General features: G+C 70.7%; 1 protein-coding gene and 1 pseudogene. Both read left to right on the top strand.

Features of this window, described 5'->3' with window-relative positions; translation table 11 throughout:
- Positions 1-196: pseudogene (locus GPA_RS15165) on the top strand (L-threonylcarbamoyladenylate synthase); the annotation flags it as partial.
- A gap of 384 nt (positions 197-580) precedes the next feature.
- Positions 581-1322 (top strand): alpha/beta fold hydrolase (locus tag GPA_RS15160; protein WP_049784194.1); only part of this gene is annotated, 742 nt, incomplete at its 3' end.

The following is a 1322-nucleotide window of genomic DNA, read 5'->3' as shown; positions in this document are numbered from 1 at the left end:
CTCGGGCCGTGCGGCTGCCGGTGCCCTCGACGCCCTCGACCCAAAGCTCGCCGCGCGCGTCGGCACGATCGTGCCCGACGGGGCCGACGACGACAAGAGCGGCGTGGCCTCCACCGTGCTCGACTGCACGCAGGACCCCCCTGCCATCGTGCGCGAGGGCGCCGTGACCCTCGCCGACATCCGCGCCCTCGCCTAAGGGCGCCGCTCCCTATTCGGCACAGCAATCACCGATTTTCGACGTTATTGCGCGGGAAAATGTCGCTTTCCCTGTCTCGCGGTGCGAACGATTCCCATTTCGCCTGGTCGCGTCGCTTCGAGGAAGCGCAGATCCTGCCGAGGTGGATGCAGGGCGTAGAAAATCGGTGATTACTGTGCCGAGGTCTCGACCAGCCAGACAGGGGGCCGCCCGCCCGGCCCGCCGGCATCCATCCGCCCGGCACACCGGCATCCGCCTGCCCAGTTTGCCGAAGGGCGCCCGCCCGACCCGCCGGCATCCAGCCATCGTGCCCATCCGTCCGTCCGCCGCTCGCGGCTTCTCGGGTATAATGGAACCTCCACACGATTCCCGGGGAGGGCGCACATGGCTGCTACGGTTTCCACTGCTCCGATCGGCTTCCGGTCCCACGACGGCACGTCCCAGATCAGGGGCCTGATCTGGGCACCCGAGCGTCCGGCAGGCACGCGCGCGCCCGCGCCGCGCGGCGTCGTGCAGATCGTGCACGGCATGTCCGAGCACCTGGGACGCTACGACGGGTTCGCGCGCTACCTGGTGGGCCGCGGCTTCACGGTGTGCGCGAGCGACCACGTGGGCCACGGGAAGAGCGTGCCCGGCCCCGAGAAGCTGGGGTGCCTGCCCGCGCAAGGCGGCAAGGACGTGCTCATCGAGGACGTCCACGAGCTGCGCCGAACGGTGGCCGCCCGCTACTCGCGCCAGGCGCCCTATATCCTGTTCGGTCACTCCATGGGAAGCTTCGTCGTGCGCGCCTACCTGGCCCGCCACGCCGAGGGCCTGGCCGCGGCCGTCATCTGCGGCACCGGCACCCAGCCGCTTGCGCTGTCGAAGGCAGGCAGCTTCCTCGCGCGCCGCATCGCGGCGTCGAAGGGGGAGGACTACCGGAGCGCCTTCCTCGACGGCCTGGGCGCCGGCGCCTTCGCCAAGCAGATCGAGAACGCCCGCACGCCGTTCGACTGGCTCTCCACCGATCCGGAGGTCGTGGACGCCTACATCGCCGACGAGATGTGCGGCGCCATGTTCTCCGCGGGCGGCTACGCCACGCTCACCGACCTCACGGGCGAGGTGGTGACGCGCGCTTGCGCCGCCA

It is taken from the genome of Gordonibacter pamelaeae 7-10-1-b (assembly GCF_000210055.1).
Classification (GTDB): Bacteria; Actinomycetota; Coriobacteriia; order Coriobacteriales; family Eggerthellaceae; genus Gordonibacter; species Gordonibacter pamelaeae.
Note: the sequence above shows the minus strand (reverse complement) of the source record. Positions and strands in the feature narration are given on the sequence as shown.